The organism is Acinetobacter sp. GW821-FHT09D10 (assembly GCF_059416285.1).
Window position 1 is genome coordinate 160,472 of record NZ_JBWKOW010000006.1, and the last position, 20,212, is coordinate 180,683.

19 protein-coding genes, 1 tRNA gene and 2 pseudogenes are annotated in these 20,212 nt (G+C 38.2%); 15 read left to right on the forward strand and 7 right to left on the reverse strand.

Going from position 1 to position 20,212, the window contains the following annotated elements; all coding sequences use genetic code 11:
• The first annotated feature begins 7 nt into the window (after positions 1-7).
• From pdxJ to AC07M3_RS14325, 3 genes are all read left to right on the forward strand, one after another.
• Positions 8-733, forward strand: a complete 726-nt coding sequence (gene pdxJ, locus AC07M3_RS14315; RefSeq protein WP_483901863.1) for a pyridoxine 5'-phosphate synthase — start codon at positions 8-10, stop codon at positions 731-733.
• 6 nt (positions 734-739) lie between these two features.
• Positions 740-1,384 (forward strand): MiaE family protein, encoded by a 645-nt coding sequence (locus AC07M3_RS14320; RefSeq protein ID WP_494567595.1) that lies wholly within the window; start codon positions 740-742, stop codon positions 1,382-1,384.
• A gap of 298 nt (positions 1,385-1,682) precedes the next feature.
• Positions 1,683-2,441 carry an SDR family oxidoreductase gene (locus AC07M3_RS14325; RefSeq protein ID WP_494567596.1) on the forward strand — a complete coding sequence of 253 codons (759 nt, stop codon included), beginning with the start codon at positions 1,683-1,685 and terminating at the stop codon, positions 2,439-2,441.
• A 187-nt stretch (positions 2,442-2,628) separates the two neighbouring features.
• Here the strand turns inward: AC07M3_RS14325 and AC07M3_RS14330 are convergent.
• A tRNA-Asn gene (locus AC07M3_RS14330) sits at positions 2,629-2,704 on the reverse strand.
• Positions 2,705-2,756: 52 nt separating this feature from the next.
• On the opposite strand from AC07M3_RS14330, the pseudogene AC07M3_RS14335 reads away from it, so the two are divergent.
• Positions 2,757-2,855: pseudogene (locus AC07M3_RS14335) on the forward strand (hypothetical protein); the annotation flags it as partial.
• A gap of 83 nt (positions 2,856-2,938) precedes the next feature.
• Entirely contained in the window at positions 2,939-3,370 is a 432-nt protein-coding gene (locus AC07M3_RS14340; protein WP_494567597.1) for a hypothetical protein, read from the forward strand.
• 15 nt (positions 3,371-3,385) lie between these two features.
• Here AC07M3_RS14340 and AC07M3_RS14345 read toward each other — a convergent pair whose 3' ends face one another.
• Entirely contained in the window at positions 3,386-3,823 is a 438-nt protein-coding gene (locus tag AC07M3_RS14345; RefSeq protein WP_005045861.1) for a PaaI family thioesterase, read from the reverse strand.
• 186 nt (positions 3,824-4,009) lie between these two features.
• On the opposite strand from AC07M3_RS14345, the gene AC07M3_RS14350 reads away from it, so the two are divergent.
• On the forward strand, positions 4,010-4,426 hold the full coding sequence (locus AC07M3_RS14350; protein ID WP_092706518.1) for a GFA family protein: 417 nt from the start codon (positions 4,010-4,012) through the stop codon (positions 4,424-4,426).
• Between the two features lie 89 nt (positions 4,427-4,515).
• Here the strand turns inward: AC07M3_RS14350 and AC07M3_RS14355 are convergent, their stop codons facing one another.
• Positions 4,516-5,751, reverse strand: coding sequence for a pyridoxal phosphate-dependent aminotransferase (locus AC07M3_RS14355; RefSeq protein ID WP_092706516.1), 1,236 nt, complete (start codon positions 5,749-5,751; stop codon positions 4,516-4,518).
• A 207-nt stretch (positions 5,752-5,958) separates the two neighbouring features.
• On the opposite strand from AC07M3_RS14355, the gene AC07M3_RS14360 reads away from it, so the two are divergent.
• Positions 5,959-6,138, forward strand: a complete 180-nt coding sequence (locus AC07M3_RS14360; RefSeq protein WP_005038911.1) for a hypothetical protein — start codon at positions 5,959-5,961, stop codon at positions 6,136-6,138.
• 32 nt (positions 6,139-6,170) lie between these two features.
• Here the strand turns inward: AC07M3_RS14360 and AC07M3_RS14365 are convergent.
• A pseudogene (locus tag AC07M3_RS14365) lies at positions 6,171-7,607 on the reverse strand (sensor domain-containing diguanylate cyclase); the annotation flags it as partial.
• Between the two features lie 175 nt (positions 7,608-7,782).
• Positions 7,783-8,574 (reverse strand): A1S_2505 family phage non-structural protein, encoded by a 792-nt coding sequence (locus tag AC07M3_RS14370; protein ID WP_494567598.1) that lies wholly within the window; start codon positions 8,572-8,574, stop codon positions 7,783-7,785.
• A gap of 180 nt (positions 8,575-8,754) precedes the next feature.
• Between AC07M3_RS14370 and uvrB the strand changes: the two genes are divergently transcribed.
• The 8 genes from uvrB to proB all read left to right on the forward strand — a co-directional run bounded on the left by uvrB (position 8,755) and on the right by proB (position 18,303).
• Entirely contained in the window at positions 8,755-10,776 is a 2,022-nt protein-coding gene (gene uvrB, locus AC07M3_RS14375) for an excinuclease ABC subunit UvrB (RefSeq protein ID WP_494567599.1), read from the forward strand.
• 93 nt (positions 10,777-10,869) lie between these two features.
• Positions 10,870-11,457, forward strand: coding sequence for a lipocalin family protein (locus AC07M3_RS14380; protein ID WP_005038917.1), 588 nt, complete (start codon positions 10,870-10,872; stop codon positions 11,455-11,457).
• 111 nt (positions 11,458-11,568) lie between these two features.
• Positions 11,569-12,516, forward strand: coding sequence for an EamA family transporter RarD (rarD, locus tag AC07M3_RS14385; RefSeq protein WP_494567600.1), 948 nt, complete (start codon positions 11,569-11,571; stop codon positions 12,514-12,516).
• Positions 12,517-12,732: 216 nt separating this feature from the next.
• Positions 12,733-14,190: a glyceraldehyde-3-phosphate dehydrogenase gene (locus AC07M3_RS14390; protein ID WP_003650341.1), complete on the forward strand. Its 1,458-nt coding sequence runs from the start codon at positions 12,733-12,735 to the stop codon at positions 14,188-14,190.
• Positions 14,191-14,339: 149 nt separating this feature from the next.
• Positions 14,340-15,065, forward strand: a complete 726-nt coding sequence (locus AC07M3_RS14395) for a hypothetical protein (protein WP_004643644.1) — start codon at positions 14,340-14,342, stop codon at positions 15,063-15,065.
• A gap of 11 nt (positions 15,066-15,076) precedes the next feature.
• Positions 15,077-15,751, forward strand: coding sequence for a hypothetical protein (locus AC07M3_RS14400; protein WP_494567601.1), 675 nt, complete (start codon positions 15,077-15,079; stop codon positions 15,749-15,751).
• 182 nt (positions 15,752-15,933) lie between these two features.
• Positions 15,934-17,154 (forward strand): Obg family GTPase CgtA, encoded by a 1,221-nt coding sequence (cgtA, locus tag AC07M3_RS14405; RefSeq protein WP_494567602.1) that lies wholly within the window; start codon positions 15,934-15,936, stop codon positions 17,152-17,154.
• 15 nt (positions 17,155-17,169) lie between these two features.
• The gene (proB, locus tag AC07M3_RS14410; protein ID WP_494567603.1) at positions 17,170-18,303 is read left to right on the forward strand and encodes a glutamate 5-kinase; all 1,134 of its coding nucleotides are present in this window, start codon (positions 17,170-17,172) and stop codon (positions 18,301-18,303) included.
• 27 nt (positions 18,304-18,330) lie between these two features.
• Here proB and AC07M3_RS14415 read toward each other — a convergent pair whose 3' ends face one another.
• Positions 18,331-18,987 (reverse strand): HAD-IB family hydrolase, encoded by a 657-nt coding sequence (locus tag AC07M3_RS14415; protein ID WP_494567604.1) that lies wholly within the window; start codon positions 18,985-18,987, stop codon positions 18,331-18,333.
• A complete protein-coding gene (locus AC07M3_RS14420) occupies positions 18,954-20,162 on the reverse strand; it encodes a DUF1615 domain-containing protein (RefSeq protein WP_494567605.1) in 1,209 nt (402 codons plus the stop codon). The genes AC07M3_RS14415 and AC07M3_RS14420 overlap by 34 nt, the downstream gene beginning before the upstream one ends.
• Positions 20,163-20,212 lie beyond the last annotated feature (50 nt).

A 20,212-nucleotide genomic window follows, 5' to 3' on the forward strand; every position in this document is an offset into this window, starting at 1 on the left:
TTTTTTTATGGCTGCATTGCTTGGTGTAAACATAGACCATGTTGCTACTTTAAGACAGGCGCGCGGTACTACTTACCCAGACCCTGTAGAAGCTGCTCTTATTTGTGAACAAGCTGGTGCAGAGGGAATTACCTTGCATTTGCGTGAAGATCGTCGCCATATTCAAGATGATGACGTACGCCGCATGCGACCATTACTAAAAACACGCATGAATCTAGAGTTGGCTGTTACTGATGAAATGGTCGAGTTTGCGAAAGAAATTCAGCCACAGCATGTATGCTTCGTTCCTGAAAGACGCCAAGAAGTAACAACTGAAGGTGGTTTGGATGTAGTAGGTAACTTTGAAAAAGTTAAAGCTGCAACTCAGGCCTTAGCCGCTATTGGTTGTGATGTATCATTATTTATTGATGCTGATCTAGCTCAAATTGATGCAGCAGTTGCATGTGGCGCACCTACGATTGAGTTGCACACGGGTGCATATGCAGATGCGGCAACGGAGCAAGATCAACAGGCTGAGTTGGCGCGTATTGTCAAAGGTGTTGAATACGCAGCTTCAAAAGGTTTGGTGGTAAATGCTGGTCATGGCCTTAACCTTAAAAATATTGCTCCAATTGCTGCTATTTCACAAATTCATGAGTTAAATATTGGACACTCAATTATTGCTGAAAGCATTTTTGTAGGTCTTGTTCAAGCTGTCAAAGATATGAAAGCAGCAATTCAGGTGGCAGGTTAATTGGTTATGTCGAGTATCAATTACGATGAGTTAATGCAACCTGTCTTGGCCTTTTTAGGATGTCAAACGCCAAATGCATGGCTAGATGAGGCGGTCAATAATTTAGATATCTTGATGCAAGATCATGCTAATTGTGAAAAAAAAGCAGCTAGCACAGCAATGAACTTAATGTTCCGCTATAGTTTTTTCCCTGATTTGCAAGTAAAGCTTGCACAACTAGTACGGGAAGAAATGCTCCATTATGAACAGGTGCTTGAGCTAATGGCCAAGCGTGGTCAGAAATGGGATGGCTTAAGTGCGGGGCGCTATGCAGGTGGATTGCGTAAAGAGATTCGTACTTATGAGCCGGAAGCTTTAATTGATGTACTTGTGGTAGGTGCTTTTGTTGAGGCGCGCTCATGCGAACGCTTTCATGCGCTTGCTCCGCGCGTAGATGAAGAGTTGGGGCGCTACTATCGCTATTTGCTTAAGTCAGAGTCTCGTCATTTTGAAGATTATTTGGCACTTGCACTCGATGTTGCAAAAACTGCAAAAATGAAAAATCCTAAAGAGGATATTCAGCAGCGCATTGAGCATATTCGTGAGGTTGAAAAGAATCTGATTTTAACGCCTGACGATACCTTTCGTTTTCACAGCGGCGTGCCTGCATAATTAAAAAAGTTGTAAATAAAAAAGTTTATCTTCCTAGGTAAACTTTTTTTATTTTAACTCTTTAATTTTTAATTATTTTTATAAGTGGTTAGTATCTGGGGATGTGGTATTTATTACCTGATACTCCTGATAAAATCATATCTATATAATTAATTTCCTTAAATATTGTTATCCATAATTAAATTTTTTAGAAAATTCTTTTATTTTTGAAAGTAATAACGAATATTATGTAAATATAAAGATAGGTTTGTTCATAATCGGTTCAACTAAAGTAGTCGAATATTTTAAGGATATAAGAATGTTAGCATTAGTTACAGGCGCTTCTGCGGGTTTTGGTTATAGTATTTCAAAAAAACTGATTGAGTTGGGTTATAAGGTTATTGGCTGTGGAAGACGAGCAGAAAAACTAAAAGAATTACAGCAAGAGCTTGGTGAAAAATTCTATCCACTCGTATTTGATATGACGGATACAGTAGAAAATATAAATAAAGCATTGGTTGATTTACCAGCTGAATTTCAAATCAGTCAAATTGATTTATTGGTTAACAATGCCGGATTAGCATTAGGCCTAGAGCCAGCAGATAAATCAGATTTGGATGATTGGTACACCATGGTAGATACCAATATTAAAGGATTGATTACTGTTACGCGGTTAATTTTACCGAATATGGTGAAGAAAAAGTCCGGTTTAATTATCAATATGGGATCAATTGCAGGTACATACCCATATCCGGGTGGTAATGTTTATGGTGCAACCAAAGCATTTGTGGAGCAATTTAGTTTAAATCTTCGAGCTGATCTGTCAGGTACTGGTATTCGAATAACTAATATTGAGCCAGGTCTTTGTGGTGGTACAGAATTTTCTTTGGTGCGTTTCAAGGGCGATCAGGAAAAGGTAAATAGTCTGTATGATAAAAAGAACCCAATCTTGCCTGAAGATATTGCAAATACGGTAGCGTGGGTTGCATCACAGCCTCCACATATTAATATTAACCGTATTGAAATTATGCCGACTACTCAGTCCTTTAATCCCCTAAAAGTTGTTGAAGTAGAATAATAAGTTTAAAAATGACCTAAGAAGAGGATTGATGGTGATATTTCTTTTAGATTTAGATTAGGTCATTGAATGAAACTAGTAGATTAATCATTAAATCCTCTACGTCATGATAGGGGATTTTTTTATAGTTATTGATAAATTTATGGCAAAAAAAAGCCCGCTTTAATGCTGCGGGCTTTTTAGTATTTGGCTCTCCCACCTGGGCTCGAACCAGGGACCTGCGGATTAACAGTCCGTCGCTCTACCGACTGAGCTATGGGAGAATCTGCATGCGATTATAAGGAGATTTTGAGAAGGGTCAAGTGAAAATCGCCATGTTGCCTTCATTTTTGTGTTGTATGCTTTTTATTTGATCAGTTGGACGGTGTTGGAGTAAATTACTTGCACTTTAGAAATTCAATTGCTAGATTTAAATAAGAACAAGCGTTTGAAGAAATTCAAACAGTGTGGATTTAAACCAACTTGCCAGCACTAAAATGGCTAAATCGGAGATAAGTATGAAAACACTTACTATTGCCTCTATTTTTTCTAATTTTGATTTTTATCAACGCAATTATCTCAATATCTTAAGTCGAACAGAATCTTATTACACACCTGTAGAGGGTGCGTCGATTGATGCTTATCCTTTTAAAAAGCAGGACTTGTACTTAGGTGATTTATTGCAGCTTTGGTTCAGTTCTAAATGGGATGTGCATAGTTCACTAAAAGTTTTAAAAAGTTCAAAACTATTAAATCCCTCTAAACCCTTATATATTTTTCAATTAGAAGGGGAGTTACTACTGGGTAAAAATAAAGCTCTAGCTTGGTCTTTTGAATATCAAGAGGTGGTAGAGCTTCAACTCAAGAGTATTTGGGCACCTTATGTAGTGGCGCAAACCTGTGATCGTCCAAATAACCAATATTACTCAATAAAAAAGGCAGCGGTTTAAGGCTGCCTCTTATGACTATGGGCGAATAATCATGCAGGTTGCTGTTGCATAAGCATAAAGTTTACCTTCCTCATCAATAATCTTTCCTTCGGAAATTCCTAAGTTTTTACTTATGTTAATGACTTTACCTGTTGCAATTAAAGGATGGTTTTTTGGAATTGGACGACACATTTTTACATTGAGGTCGATGGTTCCATAGCCTACGCCAGCAGGTAGCATAGTGTGTACGGCACAGCCAGTCACAGAGTCTAAAACTGTAGCAGCAAAGCCCCCATGTACGCCGCCTAGCGGGTTTAGATGATTATGATCTGCTTGGGCTTTGAACGTAACAGATCCTTCTGAAATTTCAGTAGGTTGCATAGGTATGGTTTTACTAATACTTGCTGCTGGAATATGGCCATCAATCATCGCTTGTAAAAATTCAAGACCAGTCATTTCCATGGGATTTTTCATTTTTGAGTCCTTTAATTCTATAAGTTCTTAAATGGAACTTGTATTTAAATTATGATGTAAAAGTACTATTGTCAAGTTAGAAAAATGAAGTGATAAGTTCAGTTATAGTTTACAAACTTGTAAATTTTAATTAGACAGAATATTTTATGAAATTAAAAATATAAAACTTATCAATGGGAAATAATAATGAACGGTCAATGTTTATGTGGTAAGACTACATTTGAGGTAGAGCTAAAAAATCATGATGTCCATGTTTGCCATTGTTCGATGTGCCGCCGACAAACCAGTGGTGTTATTATGACGATTGATGTTGTACAAGGTAGTCTAAAGTTTATTCATCAAGAACATCTCAGTGTTTTTAACTCTTCCGAATGGGGAGAAAGAGGCTTTTGCAACGCCTGCGGAACTACAATTTTTTGGAGAACTAAGGATCAAGGCTACTGCAACATTAATGCATTTTCTTTAGATGAACCCGTAAATGACTTAAAGTTAGATCTGGAAATTTTTATTGATTCAAAACCTGGTTTTTATGCCTTTCAAAATAATACAAAAAAAATGACTGAAGCTGAGGTCATGGCTTTATTTAATTCTGCTGAGTCATAAATAGTAGCTAAGAATAAAATTTTTAATTTTCTATTCATAAAAAAAGGAGGCCTCAACTTGAAGTTGAAGCCTCCTTTTAAAATTACAAATTACTTAGCTGTTTTTTCAGCTTCAATAGAAGCGATAGCAGCATCTACACCGTCAATTGAGTCAGCAGCTTTTTTGATACGTGCTAACGCATCAACGAGTACTTCGTCAGCTGTTGCATATGAAATACGCATAAAACCGCCTAGACCAAATGCATCACCAGGCACTACTGCTACACCAGTTTCTTCTAGTAACCATTCAGAGAATTCTGTGCAAGATTTTAAGCCTTTTGCACGAATAAGAGGGCGAATGTTTGCATAGGCATAGAAAGCACCGTCAGCAGGCAAGCAAGAAATCCCTTTGATTTCATTCAAGCCGTTTACGACTAAGTCATGACGGCGTTTGAACGCTTTAATCATTGGTTGAAGGACGTCTTGAGGACCATTCAATGCAGCTTCAGCAGCAACTTGTGAAATAGAAGTTGGGTTTGAAGTTGATTGAGACTGGATTTTTTTCATTGCGCCAATGATTTTTGCTGGGCCGGCTGCATAGCCAATACGCCAACCTGTCATCGCATATGCTTTAGAAACACCATTTAAAACAATCGTACGATCATATAAATCTGGAGCAACAGTTGCGATGTTGTAGAACTCATCTTCCCAACGAATTGGTTCATACATATCGTCAGATGCAACAAACACTTGTGGATGGCGACGTAATACTTCAGCTAAAGCTTCTAATTCAGCTTTGCTATAGATCATTCCTGTCGGGTTAGATGGGCTGTTTAATACAACTAAACGAGTGTTAGGGGTAATAGCCGCTTCTAATTGTTCAGGAGTAATTTTGAAGCGTTGGTCTTCGCCACATTTCACAATGACTGGAGTACCTTCAGCAATAATGACCATATCTGGATAGCTTACCCAGAACGGTGCTGGAATGATAACTTCATCGCCTTTGTTTAATAGAGCAAGAGCCAAGTTAAAGAAGCTTTGCTTACCACCACATGAAACCAAAATCTGATTCGCTTGATAATCAAGATTATTATCGCGTTTAAATTTAGCAATAATTGCTTTTTTTAACCCAGGAGTACCATCTACAGCCGTATATTTGGTGAAACCATTATTAATCGCTTCAATTGCAGCATCTTTGATGTGTTGAGGGGTATCAAAGTCTGGTTCGCCAGCACCTAAACCAATCACATTCTTGCCAGCAGCTTTAAGTTCAGCAGCTTTGTTGGTTACAGCAAGTGTAGGGGACGGTTTGATGGCATTGACACGATCAGAAAGACGTACGTCCACGGCAATATTCCTCTTATGGGATTAAAAAATAAAAAGCATACTATCTTATCGCAAAAATTAAGTAATTTGCGGATGTGAACCTTTTCAGATGTAAAAAAGTTTAGTTTAGTAATCACCTTAAGCAATATTTATTCAATTGAAGCTTTTTTAGAAAGAAATGAGAAAATCATTTATAATAGGTCGCAATCGAAATTTCGAGAATGAATCATGACTGAGCAACAGCCAAAACAGAAAAAGGCTTTGGTGAAATTGCCATTCCCAATGCCGAATGATAGCAATGAAGCCGACGACGCGGTACACAACCAAGTGCGTCCAAAACCAGAGCAATACGCAGATAGAACGTGGATGCCTCCGCGTGGTACTCGTCGTTCTATGGGAAAACGCTAATCTCGAAAACAGGCAATATGCCTGTTTTTTTATTGATTAAATAAAATTTCCTGATAATAGCTTTTTTTCTTTTGGTACATGTGATGGTCAGCTCGCTTTAACATGTCCTCAATTTGTTCATTTGTTTGAGTGGTTGCATGTCCAATTGCAATGCTAATTGGGTGGCTTGAATAATATTGATTGTCGATATTAAAAAGCTCTTGAATGGTTTGAAGCATAATTAGAACATTCGCCTCATCTGCCCCTGGCATTAAAATTACGAATTCATCGCCACCTATTCTAGAAGCCGTATATGCTGTATTTAAAATGGCCTGACTTAAAATATTTCCGACGCGACGCAATAAGCCATCCCCAATATCATGACCAAACTGATCATTTGTTTCTTTTAATCCATTCATATCTAAGAAAATTGAAGAAACAGGTCGGATAATACTTCGGTTTAAACGGTTCAATTCCTCTGTAAAAAAAGCGCGATTATATAGTTTGGTCAGGACATCGTGCTGCCCCAAATATTCAAGATAGTTTTCCGCTTTTTTTCGCGCCGTAATATCGGTCAGTGCAACCTGTACCAGTCCCCAAGTGTCTTCATAACCTGGGAAAACAGTAAATTGAAGTAAGACATTTCTCATTTGCCCATCTAAAGCATAGTTAATGGCTTCACGCTTATGATGAATATTACCTTGCCATAATTCGATGAGTTGTTCCCGAAAAGTTTCAATCATCTCTTCAGCAAAAATCTTATGTGTATTTCTTAAAAGTGTCGACTTATCAGGAGCCTTAAATAAATCAAGAGTTGCCTGATTAACATCTAAAATTAGAATATCTTCTACACACTGACGGACAAATTCAGGATGGACATCTAGAAAAGTTCTAAAATCTTCAATACCTAATAATCTGAGTTGATCAATTCTATTTTTTATACGGCTGAAATCTTCGACCCAAAGAGAAGTGGGTGAATAGATAAACATAGACTCAGCTAATCGACGATTTTTTGCTTCCTCACGAAGTGCATTTTGATAGGGCGTAATGTCTTCGGTGGTAATTAATACACGCTCAAAGGTCGATTCAGAGCCGGGTAAAATTGAGCCTCTTAGCTGAACATCAATACGTTTGCCTGATAAGGTGTAATTTACAGTCGTACTTGAAAAGTGAGTTTTACCATTCCATAGTTCTTCCAGTTCATGAATATGTGATTCGAACATTTCTTTTTTAAAAATAAGATTTAAATTCGAATATAGCTCTTCGTGAGTTTTGGCTTCAAAAAGTTCTAATGTTTTTTGATTAACACGAACAATTTTAATTTTATGTGCACATTCACTGATTAAGTTTTTATTTTGACTTAAAAATTCATGGAGGTTTTCAATACCTTGATTTCTCCATAAATCAAATTGTTGTTTAACTTCACTGAAATCCTCAATCCACATTGGAATTGGGCTAAGGTCAAAAATTGAAGAATCTAAAGTTTCCATATGTTTCTTTAAGTATTCAGTTTGCCTTAAAGTATAATGAGAAAAATTAAGATTTGGGAAGATAAAGAACTTAAATCTATTAGAATAATTAAAAATATAAAGATTAAATGTAAGTGAAAATCAAATAATGAGAAAGCAGATATTATCTGCTTAACTCATAAATTTATAAGAAAAATTAACGATTAATGGGGTGATCAATATTCTTTTCACCACGCCATAGTTTGATAAAGTCTTGCTCGTCAAAATCATAAAGTTCCATGAGTGCAACCACAGCACTTACAAAAATCATGGCGCCCTCAGAGTTTCCGTGCAGGTCGAAAATTTTACCATTGAGCTTACCTAAAATATCACTCAGCTCATGATCACGGCCTCGTCCATAACGATCCCGAGGGTATAGCTCTTCATTTAAAACAATAAGAGCAATGGCTTTTTCGGCATTTGATAAATCTGTTTTATCTAAGGCTTCTTCAAAAGATTCACTTCCATGATTAAAGTAAAAAATAACATCATCATTAATGAAACTTTTCACCATCTTTTGGGTTAATGTCGGAAATTCAGAAACTGCATTATCTTCAACATAAGGTTTAAAAGATTCTGGAAAGATAACGTTGTGATGAATATCTTTAAACAGTGGCGCAATTTCAGAAACTTTATAACCTGCGATGCCACAACCTAAAGCCGTGACAAAATATTTCATTTTAGGATGATTTTTTGCATATATCTTAAAATCTTCAACATAGTGCTCAATCTGTGAAAGAGGCATTTGTTGAATATGTTCATTTAAGGTGGGAATTGCAAAGCTTTGACCAGCCCAGCCGCGACCTACACCTTCAACTGCTCCGAAGTGTTGACTGGCAACGCGTGCTGCACCGCTACCGTGCTGTCCAGCAAGGTTACTTCCAAATACAAAAACTGTATCTTCGGGAAGTTCGGTTACAATACTTTCATCATGATATTGATAGGTCATGGTTATGCTTTTTATTTAATGGATAGCTTCATGTTGCAACTGATTAGGGTATTGGTCAAGTGTTAAGATGCTTAATCTTTTACATTGAATTTCCAACTCAATTTGCACTTTAAATTAAGATAAAAATCCCCATTAATGGGGGAGACGTTAAATTCAATTTTTTCATAAAGAGAGATAACTTTGAACGAAAATCAACCTTTCGATTTGGTCACTCATTATCAGCCAGCAGGTGATCAGCCACAGGCAATTGAAAAGCTGGTCAATGGTATCGAGCATGGTTTTCGTAATCAGTTATTGCTAGGGGTAACGGGCTCAGGTAAAACCTATACCATGGCAAATGTAATCGCCCAAACACAGCGACCTGCAATTGTGATGGCTCATAACAAAACTTTGGCTGCCCAGCTTTATGGTGAGTTTAAATCTTTCTTCCCCAATAATGCGGTCGAATATTTTGTAAGTTATTACGATTACTACCAACCAGAAGCTTACGTTCCATCTTCGGATACGTTTATTGAAAAAGATTCAGCCATTAATGATCACATTGATCAGATGCGGTTATCAGCAACACGAGCTTTATTAGAACGTCGTGATGCAATTATTGTGGCATCAGTTTCTGCAATTTATGGTTTGGGTGACCCGAATGCTTATATGCAAATGTTGCTGCATGTGGTTGAGGGCGACCGAGTAAGTCGCGATGAAATCATCCGCCGATTGGTTGAAATGCAATATACGCGGAATGAACTTGAATTTTTACGTGGTACTTATCGTATTCGCGGCGAAATTATTGATATTTTCCCAGCGGAATCTGATCAACATGCGATTCGTATTGAACTATTTGATGATGAAGTCGATTCAATCCGTTGGTTTGACCCGCTAACTGGTAAAATGGTTCGTAAAGTTTCTCGGATAACGATTTACCCGAAAAGCCACTATGTGACACCAAAAGATCATTTGACCCGTGCTATTGATACAATTAAAGACGAATTACAAGATCAGCTCAAATTCTTCCGTGAACATGACAAATTGCTTGAAGCACAGCGTATTGAGCAACGGACACGTTACGATCTGGAAATGATGCAGCAGTTGGGTTATACCAATGGTATCGAAAACTATTCGCGTCATTTGTCTGGGCGTCCGTCTGGTGAAGCACCGCCAACTTTATTCGACTATATTCCGGAAGATGCTTTGCTCATTATTGACGAATCACACGTTACTGTTCCGCAAATTGGAGCGATGTATAAAGGTGACCGGTCACGTAAAGAAAACTTAGTGAATTATGGGTTCCGTTTGCCAAGTGCGCTTGATAACCGTCCAATGAAATTTGAAGAGTGGGAGCGTATTGTACCGACGACCATTTTTGTAAGTGCAACACCTGCTAAATATGAATTAGAAAAGTCAGATCAAATCGTTGAACAAGTGGTACGTCCAACAGGTCTCATCGACCCTGAAATTGAGATTCGTCCTGTCTTAACCCAAGTAGATGATGTTCTTTCTGAAATTAATATTCGTAAAAACTTGAATGAACGGGTATTAATTACCACTTTAACCAAGCGTATGGCAGAAGACCTAACTTCTTATTTAAAAGAATATGGCGTTAAGGTCGCTTATCTCCACTCAGATATTGATACGGTTGAACGCGTCAAAATTATTCATGAACTACGTACAGGTGTATTTGATGTTTTAGTCGGTATTAACCTGTTACGTGAAGGTCTGGATATGCCGGAAGTTTCTTTGGTTGCTATTTTAGATGCAGATAAAGAAGGCTTTTTACGTTCGGAACGCTCACTTATTCAGACGATTGGTCGTGCTGCGCGTAATGTGAAAGGTAAAGCAATTTTATATGCTGACCGAATTACCGATTCTATGCAAAAAGCAATAGATGAAACTGATCGTCGTAGAGCCAAACAAATTGAATTTAATGAGCTGCATGGTATTACGCCACGTAGTGCTGTTCGTCAGGTTGTCAAAGAAATTGACTCGGGTGAGGTACTTTCAGATGACGAGATTGATGAAAAAGTACTTGAGCAAGCACAAGCATTGAGTGCCGACGAAAGACATATTCTTTCGGATCCTAAACTGTTTAGTAAGCATATTACTAAGCTTGAAAAAGATATGTTAAAGGCCTCGAAAGATTTACAGTTCGAGCAGGCAGCGCGGATACGTGATGAAATCATTCGATTAAAAGCGCAAATGTTGCAATAAACGAATACATAACGCTACATAATGTGTTTAAAAAACAAGCTACTGTAGATGTTTGAGTTCTTTTGTATTCACAACTAATCGTTGAGGGCAACAATGGCATTTCGAAATAATGTTCCGCAAGCCAGTTGGCGTTTGGCTAAAATTGCGTTGGGCGGTGTTGTTTTGGCTGGTTTAGCTGTTGGAACGTATGTCTATGCTCAGCCGAAACCTTTGCAAACCGTTTATAAAGTTGAACTGGACCGATATTTAGGTGTCTGGTATGAGGTCGCCCGTAAGCCTGCTTTTTTTCAAAAAAAATGTGCTTACAACGTATCTGCAACTTATACCTTAAATGAAAATGGAAATGTGGTTGTAGATAATCGCTGTTATGACAATAGAAAACAATTACAGCAATCTATTGGTGAAGCCTTTGTCGTAAATCCGCCATATAACACGAAATTGAAGGTGAGTTTCTTACCGGAAGCTGTGAGATGGATTCCAGTTATTCGTGGAGATTACTGGATTTTAAAAATAGATGAAGACTATCAAACTGTTTTAGTAGGAGAACCTTCTCGTAAATATCTTTGGGTGTTATCAAGAACACCTCATCCTGAACAAGAAGTGGTTGATGAATATCTAAATTATGCAAAAACATTAGGTTTTGATATTCGCGATATTATTCATACAGAACATAAAGAATAGCTGTAGATGTCTGATTAATAAAAAACCATGTTTTTACATGGTTTTTTTCTTTTTTATAGTGGATAAATCAAGTATTGTGGTGAGCTGTTTTTACTAAAGTATAAGAGGGTGATGATGTTTAAGGGCGTGAGCTTGTCTGTCATGGCATCTATCACTTTTGGTGTACTTTATTTTTATACTCAATTGTTAAGTCAGCTTGATAGTGAACAGACTTTTGGATGGCGGATTATTGCAACACTACCAGTTCTCACTTTGTTTATGTGGTGGAGCGGTGATTTAGGATATATAAAAAATATCTACCAGCGTATTTTGGCAAAGCCGTTTTTATTATTGTTGTTAATCACAACCTCTATTTTAACTTCAGTACAACTTTGGCTGTTTTTATGGGGGCCAATGCATGGGCGTGGCTTACAAGTATCTTTAGGCTACTTTCTATTGCCGCTTGTTCTTGTCTTGGCTGGAAGTGTGCTGTATGGCGAAAAAATATCAAAATTTCAATGGGTCGCAATTATTCTTGCTGTCATTGGAGTGGGCCATGAGATCTGGCGTTTAGGAAGTATCGCTTGGGAGACTGCACTGGTTGCAGTTGGTTATTCTGCCTACTTTTTATTACGTAAGACCATTAAAACAGACAATTTAGGCGGTTTTTGGTGGGACTTAGTTATTATTCTGCCGATTGCGATTTATTTGACCCATACGGGTTTACTCCCTTATAGCAAATTTATAGACCAGCCGAGTCTTACTTTGGTCATTGTTGGGCTTGGAATTTTAAGTGCTATTGGTTTAGGAAGTTATATTCTGGCAAGTCGCTTTTTACCGTTAGTTGTGTTTGGACTTTTAGGATATTTGGAACCTGTATTACTTGCTCTAGCTTCTTTAGTTTTAGGGGAGAGTATTGGCCAAGAAGAATGGTTCACTTATATTCCGATCTGGTGTGCAGTATTTGTGTTAGTTTTAGAAGGGGCGGTTCACCTTTATCAGCAACGTCAAAAAGCCAAAAATTTGCAGCTCAACATCGCGAAATATCAAAAAAGATTAAAAAATGATGAGCTTGATTAGAGGCTCAGAATCTAAAAAGTAAGAAAAAGCAAAAATTTAGCTGCTTTAAACAATAAAATAATAAAAAATAATTATAGGTATTTTATGAATTTATGATGAATTTTAGGAAAATCTAATCACTAACGTCAGCTTTTGATTCATTCTTGCCAATAATTCCATTACAATTACGGGGTTTAAAAAATCACGCCTAGATATAATTAATTAGAGGACGTATCTGTGAGCAAAGACACTATCATCGCCCTGCATGCTGAACACCAAGGCCGTTGGAAAAACCGTGAAGAAATCGCGGAACGTATGATTGCATTAATCGGACAATTATACCGTGAAAAAAATATTGTCGTATCTGTTTACGGTCGCTCTTTAATTAACCGTTCTGTTATCCAAATTTTGAAAACTCACCGCCGTACACGTGTTGTAGACGTTGAGCTTTCTGTTGTAAATACATTCCCAATTTTAGAAGCTTTAGCTAAGCTTGAAAATATTGGTTCTGCAGAAGTTGATATCGGTAAACTTGCTGTTGAATATAAAGAAAAAGGCGGTGATGTTGATGCTTTTGTTGCTCAAGCAGTTGAGTCAATCAAAGGTAGCGCAACTTCTGAACAACCTAAAGATGTCGTTCTTTATGGTTTTGGTCGTATTGGCCGTATCTTGGCTCGTTTGATTATTAGCCAATCAGGTCTAGGTCGTGGTTTAAGCCTTAAAGCAATTGTTGTGCGTAAATCTTCTGATGGTGATTTAGCAAAACGTGCTTCTTTACTTCGTCGTGACTCTATTCACGGTACTTTCGCTGGCACAATCGCTGTTGATGAAGAAAACGAAGCAATCATTGCTAATGGTAACTTCATTAAAGTGATTTATGCGTCTAGCCCAAGTGAAGTTGACTATACTGAATACGGTATTTCAAATGCACTTTTAATCGACAATACTGGTAAATGGCGTGATGCTGAAGGTCTAAGCCAACACTTGAAATGCCCAGGCGTTGCACGTGTTGTATTGACTGCACCAAGTAAAGGCGAAATGAAAAACGTTGTATTTGGCGTAAACAACACAGACATCTTAGATGAAGACAAAATCATCTCTGCTGCAAGTTGTACAACAAATGCAATTACTCCAATTCTTAAAGTATTGGATGACAAATATAAAGTTCTTAATGGTCATGTTGAAACTGTTCACTCATTTACAAATGACCAGAACTTGATTGATAACTACCATAAAGCAGATCGTCGTGGTCGTGCTGCTACTTTAAACATGGTAATTACAGAAACTGGCGCAGCTAAAGCAGTTGCTAAAGCATTACCTGCATTAAAAGGTAAGTTAACTGGTAACTCTGTACGTGTTCCTACACCAAACGTATCTCTTGCTATCTTGAACTTAACGCTTGATAAAGAAATTGATCGCGAAGAAGTGAACGAATACATTCGTCAAATTTCAATTAACTCTAGCCTTCAAGGTCAAATTGGTTATACCAACTCGACTGAAGTTGTATCGAGTGACTTTATCGGTTCTCGTACTGCTGGTGTATATGACGCTCAAGCAACGATTACTTCTGGTAACCGTTTAACTGCTTATGTTTGGTACGATAACGAAGTAGGTTATAGCTGTCAGGTATTACGTATCGCTGAACAAATGTGCGGCGTAAGCTACAAAAAAATCCCAGCAGAATTGAATGCTTAAGATCACTTAACGATCTATAAAAGATTTTCACAAAAAGACCCAGTTTAGACTGGGTTTTTTTACAACCGTACAAAATATATGCTGACTATTTTTTGTAAATAAATGAGAATATGAATTAAGGAAAAAAAGAAAATAGTAAGGGATTGGAATTGTCGCAGTTTAAACGTTTGTTGGTCGTTTTTATATTCATCATTATTGCCAATTTATGTGGTGTACTCATTGCAATATGGGTGTTTAAGCATTTTAATATTTATATTCCATTGAAGAATCAGGCAGTTGCTATTGATTTGCAAGAACCCCTACAGGTTAAAGTTAAAGTACAAGATGCTTTAAATGTTGATGTAAAAGGGCGGGTAAATGCCAGTATTCCAATTGATGAGCAATTAAATATTCCATTAACACAAACGTTAACTCCGCGTGTTTATTTCGATAATATGGTGCCCATTAGCACAACAATTCCTGTCAAAGAAGTATTAAAAGTTGAGCAAAATTTACCAATTGATACGAAGGTTCAAGTCAGAGTTTTAGGGCGTGATATTACCTTACCGTTAAAGGGATCAATTCCATTAAAACTTGATGTTCCGATTGATATTAATGTTCCGCTTGAGCAAAAGGTTCATTTGAAATTTGATGCGCCAGTGCGGACAGTATTAAAAGAAAATTTACATATTCCTCTAAAAGCAAGATTAGATACAAATATTCCAATTGAGGGTAATTTGAGTGTCCCTGTTAAAACAGCGCTAAATGCTTCGGTTGATGTGAAAAATACTTTACCTGTGAAGATTGCAAATGGTGAGTTAAAAATCCCTCTGTCCAGTATGCGATTAAATCGGGTATTAGGTTCAGAAACGTCGCAGACGACAGCTGATCAATAGGGTGGATGGTAATGTTTCGTTCACTCAAGAGTATGCTCATCAGTTTCATTTTAATGATGATACTTGCCGCTGTTATGTTTTGGGTATACCTCAATATTCAAGCAAATGTAGTGGTTTCGGCTCATAACGCAGATATTAGTTTACCTGACTCTTTAGAAACAAAGATTCAAGTTGGCAACACTTTGCATGTCCAATCTATTGGTAAACTTGATACAACATTGGATATAGACCGCCAACTGACTCTACCGCTGAAAGGGAAATATTTAGCAGATATCAGTTTTGCTGTAGAGACACCCGTTACAGTAAATGTTGATTATACAACGACTCTAAAAATTGATCAGGTTATGCCTCTTGAAACAACTACAGACTTGATCTATCAAAATAAGTTGTTACCTAAATTTCCACTTAAACTTGATATCCCCATAAAGTTAGATGTGCCTTTTCAGTTAAAGCGTAGTTATACCATTCCGATTAAAATTGTTTTTGATGGTCCTGTTTATTTTGAATTCGATGAGCCAGTAAATTTATCGGTTAAACATCAGTTTAAACCAAGTCTACAAGTGAATGACCCTATGGAAATGGGGAATGTCTCTTCATTTAATGCCATTATGTATAATTCGGTTCCAAAAACAAAAGCAAATCTTGATATGCAAATGACCTTACCTCTACGCAATGTTCATCCTTAAAAATTAAATAGTCATCCTGCATTTTATTTTCAATATAAGCTGTATTTGTGGATCTAAAATGCTTCTGATGACTTAAATATAAAAACAGATCGTTATAAATAGGAATTGTCCCATTTTATATTCGAGAATTTTATGAAAATATGGCAGAATAGGCGGTTTTAGAGTTTTTAGAGGATTGGCAGATGCGCTTTGTTGATGAAGCAGTCATTACCGTAGAGGCTGGCGACGGTGGCAATGGCGTAGCCAGTTTTCGCCGTGAAAAATTTGTACCATTTGGTGGTCCAGATGGTGGTGATGGTGGACGTGGTGGAAGTATCTATATTCAAGCTGATGATGATACGAGTACGCTAGTCGATTACCGTTACACACGTAAGTTCCGTGCTGAGCGCGGAAAGAATGGTGCAGGTGCTAACTGTACCGGACGTGGTGGTGAAGATGTGGTTTTAAAAGTACCTGTTGGTACAACAATTGTTGATACAGATTCAGGCGATATTATTGGCGATTTGGTTGAAGACGGCCAAAGAATTCTGGTTGCAGGTGGTGGTGATGGTGGTTTGGGGAATACCCACTTTAAATCATCAACTAACCGTGCTCCGCGTAAATGTACGACTGGTATAAAAGGTGAGTTTCGTGAAATTCGCCTTGAATTAAAAGTATTGGCAGATGTTGGTTTATTGGGTATGCCAAATGCTGGTAAATCAACCTTTATTCGTGCTGTAAGTGCTGCAAAACCAAAAGTGGCAGACTATCCATTTACAACCATGGTTCCAAACCTAGGTGTAGTAGATGCTGACCGTCATCGTTCATTTGTAATGGCCGATATTCCTGGGTTGATTGAAGGTGCAGCAGAAGGTGCAGGTTTGGGAATTCGTTTCCTTAAACATCTGGCACGTACGCGTATCCTTTTACACATTATTGATGTGCAACCAATTGATGGTTCCGATCCGGCGCATAATGCAAAAGCAATTATGAACGAGTTAGCTAAGTTTTCACCTACTTTGGCTAAATTACCGATTGTTTTGGTACTGAATAAACTTGATCAGATTGCTGAAGAAAGTCGTGAAGAGTGGTGTAAGCATATTCTAGATGAACTAGAGTGGACTGGACCTGTCTTTAAGACATCAGGCTTATTAAGTGAAGGAACTAAAGAGGTTGTGTATTACCTCATGGATCAGCTTGAACAACAACGTGAACGCGAAGTTGAAGATCCTGAATATGCAGCAGAAGTAAGAGCTTTCCGTGAACAACTAGAAGTTGAAACACGTGAACAAACCATTGCGGCAAAAGAAGCATATCGCGCTATGCGTCGAGCACAACGTCTTGAAGGCATGTTAGGCGATGATGATGATTTTGACGATGATGAAGACGACAATGATGTAGAAAGCGTCTACGTTCGTGACTAGAAAACCGAGGAAAACATGATAGAAGTGGTCGATGGGCAACGTCAGCTCAGTGAGTGTAAACGAATCGTTGTTAAAATCGGATCATCTTTACTCACAGCCAATGGGCAAGGTTTAGATTTGGATGCTATTTCGCATTGGGCGAAACAGATTGCAGATCTACACAATGCCGGACACGAAATTATTTTAGTGTCTTCTGGAGCTGTGGCTGAAGGTATGGTTCGTATGAAGCTTGCGAGTCGACCCACCGATCTACCCAGTCTACAAGCCTGTGCTGCGATTGGGCAGATGGGTTTAATTCATACTTGGTCTAGTGTGCTTGAAGAACATGGTATTCGTACTGCTCAGGTTTTACTGACACATGATGATCTAGCGGACCGCCGTCGTTATTTAAACTCATGTGATGCTTTGCAAAACTTGATTGATTGGCGTGTGATTCCGGTCATTAATGAAAATGATACGGTATCTACCGATGAGATCCGTTTTGGTGATAACGATACTCTAGCTGCGATGGTTGCAGGTCAGGTTCATGCAGAATTGCTGATCATTTTAACGGATCAGCAGGGTATGTTTGACTCAGATCCACGTCATAACCCTGATGCTAAACTACTCTCTACTGTTCGTGCCATGGATGATGTTTTATTCGAAATGGCTGGCGGTGGTGGTTTACTCGGTAGAGGCGGTATGGTGACTAAGGTTCGTGCTGCACGTTTAGCTGCCAAGTCGGGTTGTCCAACGCTCATCGCAAGTGGTGAAAGTGATAATGTCTTATCACGTGCGATGTCGGGTGAAATGCTAGGTACGTTGTTTACTACAGATAAAGACCGTATGACTGCTCATCAACAATGGCTCGCTGCTCATTTACAGACAGCAGGCCGTCTTGTAATTGATGATGGTGCTGTTGAAGCGATTAAATTGAAACATCGCAGTTTACTCCCTGTTGGGGTTAAAACTGTTGAAGGACATTTTGATCGTGGTGATGTGGTTGAATGTGTCGATAAACAAGGTAAGCGTATTGCAGTGGGTCGAGTGAATTTTAGCTCACGATCTGCTGAGATTATTAAAGGCTTAGCCTCTGATAAGGTTTATCAAGTGCTTGGTGAAGCTCGTTCACTTGAAATGATTCATCGTGATCATATGGCGATTTACTAGATTGCTGTAAAATTAAAAAAGCTCGCTTTATGCGAGCTTTTTTTCTGGCGCTAAACGAGGTAGAACACGATCTTCACCCACCATGTACGGATGTGTGGCGAGACTCAACATATCTAGGTCTTCCGAGCTATTACCGTAAGCATAAATTTGATGATAATGCTGTAGTGTATATTGCTGATGTATTCTTAACTTCTTTTGTTCACTACTACAATCTGGGGTGGAGTAGTAACCCGTCACTATGCCGTTTTTAATTTGAGTTTCAGTACAAATTAATTCGATATCTAGTAACTTGCACAGTGGGGCAAGGTAGACATCGATTGAAGCAGAAACCAGTACCACACGATCACCACGTAACTGGTGGTGTTGTAACTGTGCGAAAAGTTCAGGTGAGAGCGCAGAGACTAGCTCTTGTGCGTATTCTTCACCTAATCTTTGCAGTTCAATTGCGGAGGTATCTTTGAACATGCTGCGAAATAACTTGGCGCGCATAGCATGGGCTGGATAAAAGTTAAGATAGTAGGCTTGAATCCATGGCAGGATTTTCAAGCCTTGCTTAACAATGTGGCGCTTAGATAAAGCATAAAAGATGAACCCTGTAAAACTGTCTTTGCTACACAAGGTTCCATCAAAATCGAACAGGGCGAGACTTTTTATAGTCTTATTCGTTTCGCTCGTTGCATACATGATTCATATCGTCCGTTTACGCGGGTTGCATACCAGTTGGTATTATAGTCACGACTTAATTTTGGCCCAGAAATAACGACTTGCGGCATAATTGCATAGATAGGTTCTTTACCTGTCTTCGTTTTATAAAGTTTAGTCAGGGCAATATAGGTTTGTGTACTTTCAAACTTTTTCTCTTTTTCTAATTTAAGATCATCACGAATTTGTCTGGCCGTAACTAATACATTATTTTTTGCAAATACAGTAATCAGTTCTTTTTCTGACTGGCTCTTAGTCGGGCGTGGATCACCATCTTTTGTGTAAAGAAGTAGATCGCCATCAAGACTGATTTCTGTATCTGTTAGGTCCTTTAGCATGCTTTGAAATGCAGCATTACGGCTAGAATACATGCCTGAGTTATAGTCTGCAAATCGATAAATGGCTTTATCATAATTAGCTGGATACACCATTAAACGATGAATACCATAATATAAACCGCCATATTCCGTATATAAGTCATCACGAAGTGCAGCAGTATTCATGCTTGAGCGTTTATTGGCTTTCGCATAATTAATATGGACTTGCATAGAACCCAAGGTCGTAATAGGGTTCATTTTCTCGCCAATATCTTGACCAACCAATTTGGCAGCACCCGTTAATGCGCTCACATGGTAATGCTTAGCCATAAAATCGAAAATTTCTCGATAAAGTAAATCGAGGTCTTTCTCGGTTTTAACTTTACGCATTTGGCTCATATAGTTGTTATCAGGAGAAGGCTGAGTTTTTAGCACTTCTTCAAAATAACCAGCAATTGTTCCACCAATGGTTTTGCCAAGCTTATCTTCAAATTTTTCATTTAAACGTGTGCTAACTTCTTCAACTGCTTTTTGACCTAATCCTGGCACTTGAGGGTTGGCGACAAAGTTAGATTCTTGATCTACTACTGCCACAATACTACAGACATTTGTCTTGGTTTTAGGAATATCCAAGTCTTTCATAATGTCGTCAATATCTTTAGCCCATGATTCACGGTCATGCACACGTGATGGAATTAGACGTTTAATCTGTTTGTTTTCTAGTTCAGGCTCATCATTGTTTGACCACCAAGCTTTATCACCACAAGCAGCTAAACTCATGCACACGGCAGCCATACCGAATGATTTTAATAAAAAACGGGAAGACAACGGTTTGTTCATGGCGAGGAAAGCACCTGCATAAAAAGATGAGCCGATTAAGCGGATGAAGT

Coding starts and splice junctions, on each gene's coding strand:
- pdxJ (WP_483901863.1), top strand. CDS start 8: ATGGCTGCATTGCTTGGTGTAAACATAGACCATGTTGCTACTTTAAGA.
- AC07M3_RS14320 (WP_494567595.1), top strand. CDS start 740: ATGTCGAGTATCAATTACGATGAGTTAATGCAACCTGTCTTGGCCTTT.
- AC07M3_RS14325 (WP_494567596.1), top strand. CDS start 1,683: ATGTTAGCATTAGTTACAGGCGCTTCTGCGGGTTTTGGTTATAGTATT.
- AC07M3_RS14340 (WP_494567597.1), top strand. CDS start 2,939: ATGAAAACACTTACTATTGCCTCTATTTTTTCTAATTTTGATTTTTAT.
- AC07M3_RS14345 (WP_005045861.1), bottom strand. CDS start 3,823: ATGAAAAATCCCATGGAAATGACTGGTCTTGAATTTTTACAAGCGATG.
- AC07M3_RS14350 (WP_092706518.1), top strand. CDS start 4,010: ATGAACGGTCAATGTTTATGTGGTAAGACTACATTTGAGGTAGAGCTA.
- AC07M3_RS14360 (WP_005038911.1), top strand. CDS start 5,959: ATGACTGAGCAACAGCCAAAACAGAAAAAGGCTTTGGTGAAATTGCCA.
- AC07M3_RS14370 (WP_494567598.1), bottom strand. CDS start 8,574: ATGACCTATCAATATCATGATGAAAGTATTGTAACCGAACTTCCCGAA.
- AC07M3_RS14380 (WP_005038917.1), top strand. CDS start 10,870: ATGGCATTTCGAAATAATGTTCCGCAAGCCAGTTGGCGTTTGGCTAAA.
- rarD (WP_494567600.1), top strand. CDS start 11,569: ATGATGTTTAAGGGCGTGAGCTTGTCTGTCATGGCATCTATCACTTTT.
- AC07M3_RS14400 (WP_494567601.1), top strand. CDS start 15,077: ATGTTTCGTTCACTCAAGAGTATGCTCATCAGTTTCATTTTAATGATG.
- cgtA (WP_494567602.1), top strand. CDS start 15,934: ATGCGCTTTGTTGATGAAGCAGTCATTACCGTAGAGGCTGGCGACGGT.
- proB (WP_494567603.1), top strand. CDS start 17,170: ATGATAGAAGTGGTCGATGGGCAACGTCAGCTCAGTGAGTGTAAACGA.
- AC07M3_RS14415 (WP_494567604.1), bottom strand. CDS start 18,987: ATGTATGCAACGAGCGAAACGAATAAGACTATAAAAAGTCTCGCCCTG.
- AC07M3_RS14420 (WP_494567605.1), bottom strand. CDS start 20,162: ATGAACAAACCGTTGTCTTCCCGTTTTTTATTAAAATCATTCGGTATG.